A 2,218-nucleotide genomic window follows, 5' to 3' on the forward strand; every position below is an offset into this window, starting at 1 on the left:
GCGCCCGGCGCCCGGGGACCCGTCCGGTCAGGCTTGACAACCGCCCACCCTGGCGCGTAACATGCTGTTTTCCCTGCGCCAACGAGACGGCCGCGAGCGGCCGGCGCGGGCGAGCGGACGCTGGTGCGGAACGAAGAGCGCGGAGGTCAGATTCAGATGAAGGTCATCCTCAAGGCAGACGTGGAGCGGCTCGGCAAGGTGGGGGAAGTCGTGGCCGTGGCCCCGGGGTACGCCCGCAACTATCTCATGCCGCGGAAGCTGGCGCTGGAAGCGACGGCGAGCAACCTCGCCGGCATCGAGACGGAGAAGAAGCGCTACGCGAAGGCCCAGGCCCGCGCGGCCGCCGGCGCACGCGAGCTCGCGGAGCGCCTCGCCGCCCTCTCGCTCACCATCCGCCAGGCCTCTGGCGAGAGCGACCGGCTCTTCGGGACCGTGACGACGATGGACATCGCCGCCGCGCTCGCGAAAGAGGGGATCGAGATCGACCGGCGGCAGATCACGATCGAGGAGCCGATCAAGACGCTCGGCATCTACACGGTCCCGGTCAAGCTCCACGCCGAGGTCAGCGCGCCCCTCAAGGTCTGGGTGGTCAAGGAGTAGCGGTCGCCCCCGGGGCGCCCGCGTCCCATGGGACCCACGACAGCGGCGGAGGCGGGCCTCGACCGCCTCCCGCCGCAGAGCCTGGAAGCCGAGCAGTCCGTGCTCGGCGCCGTGCTTCTCGACAACGCCGTGCTGCCGCGCGTCGTCGAGATCCTGCAGCCGGAGGACTTCTACCGCGGCGCGCACCGGCGCATCTACGCCGCGATGCTCGACCTGTTCGAGCGCGACGAGGCCTCCGACCTGATCACCCTGCGCGAGCGGCTCGAGCAGAAGAACGAGCTGGCCGAGGTCGGCGGCGCCGTCTACCTGGCCTCGCTCGTCGACCAGGTCCCCACCGCGGCCAACGTCGCCCACCACGCGCGCATCGTCCGGGAGAAGGCCGTGCTGCGCGGGCTCATCACGACCTCGACCGAGATCGCCGCGCTCTCCTATGAGGGCGCCCGCGAGGTCGACCAGATCCTCGACGAGGCCGAGCGGCGGATCTTCCTGCTCTCGGAGCGCAGCGTGCGCGAGGGCTTCGCGCCGATGCGCGAGGTGATCAAGAGCAGCTTCAAGGTCATCGAGCAGCTCTACGAGAAGAAGGCCCACGTCACCGGCGTCCCCTCGGGCTTCGCCGATCTGGATCAGTACACCAGCGGCTTCCAGTCCTCGGACCTGATCATCATCGCCGGCCGGCCGAGCATGGGCAAGACCGCGTTCGTGCTGAACATCGCCGAGCACGTCGGGATCGAGTCGCGGCTGCCGGTGGCCGTCTTCTCGCTCGAGATGAGCCGCGAGCAGCTCGTGATGCGCATGCTCAGCTCGCTTTCGCACGTCGACGGCAACCGGCTGCGCCGCGGCTTCCTCGGCCGCGAGGACTGGCCCCTGCTCTCGCGCGCGGCCGGCAAGCTCTCGGACGCGCCGATCTACATCGACGACTCGGCGGGCTGCAGCGTGCTGGAGATCCGGGCCAAGTCGCGCCGCCTCAAGGCCGACCACGGGCTGGGCCTGGTCATCATCGACTACCTGCAGCTCATTCGCGGCCGCGACCGCTCCGAGAACCGCCAGCAGGAGATCTCGGAGATCTCGCGCTCGCTCAAGAGCCTGGCCAAGGAGCTCAAGGTCCCCGTCATCGCCCTCTCGCAGCTCTCGCGCGCGGTGGAGTCGCGCGGGGGCGACAAGCGTCCGCAGCTGAGCGACCTGCGCGAGTCCGGCGCCATCGAGCAGGACGCCGACGTGGTCGCCTTCATCTTCCGTGAGGACATGTACCGCGAGGAGTCCGAGCAGCAGGGCATCGCGGAGGTCATCATCCGCAAGCAGCGCAATGGGCCGACCGGGACCGTGAAGCTCGTGTTCCGCAGGGAATGCACGCGTTTCGAGAACGCGGCCCCGGGCTACGCGGAGTGAGGCCGGGCCCGGAGCCGGAGGCGGACGCGGGGCGGGCCACCCGCGCGCTCATCGACGTCGAGGCCTTCGCCCACAACGTGCGGCTCGCCGTGCGCCTGGCCGGGCCCGGGCGGCAGGTGCTGGCCGTGGTCAAGGCCGACGCCTACGGCCACGGCGCCGCGGTCCTCGGGGGCGCGGCGCTGGCGGCCGGGGAGGGGCACCGCGGCAAGACGAGAACACACCATGCTTATAG

3 protein-coding genes are annotated in these 2,218 nt (G+C 70.6%); all 3 read left to right on the plus strand.

Annotation, left to right across the window (positions count from 1 at the left end; all coding sequences use genetic code 11):
* The first annotated feature begins 156 nt into the window (after window positions 1-156).
* Entirely contained in the window at window positions 157-600 is a 444-nt protein-coding gene (gene rplI / locus VI078_17750) for a 50S ribosomal protein L9 (protein HEY6001133.1), read from the plus strand.
* 27 nt (window positions 601-627) lie between these two features.
* A complete protein-coding gene (gene dnaB / locus VI078_17755) occupies window positions 628-1,986 on the plus strand; it encodes a replicative DNA helicase (GenBank protein HEY6001134.1) in 1,359 nt (452 codons plus the stop codon).
* A partial coding sequence (locus VI078_17760; GenBank protein HEY6001135.1) for an alanine racemase occupies window positions 1,983-2,218 on the plus strand: 236 nt, incomplete at its 3' end. The genes dnaB and VI078_17760, both read left to right, overlap by 4 nt.

The sequence above is a fragment of the bacterium genome, assembly GCA_036524115.1.
GTDB lineage: Bacteria > JAUVQV01 > JAUVQV01 > JAUVQV01 > DATDCY01 > DATDCY01.

Bases quoted from the DNA above. Each gene is read 5' to 3' on its own strand.
- rplI (HEY6001133.1), top strand. From the start codon at position 157: ATGAAGGTCATCCTCAAGGCAGACGTGGAGCGGCTCGGCAAGGTGGGG.
- dnaB (HEY6001134.1), top strand. From the start codon at position 628: ATGGGACCCACGACAGCGGCGGAGGCGGGCCTCGACCGCCTCCCGCCG.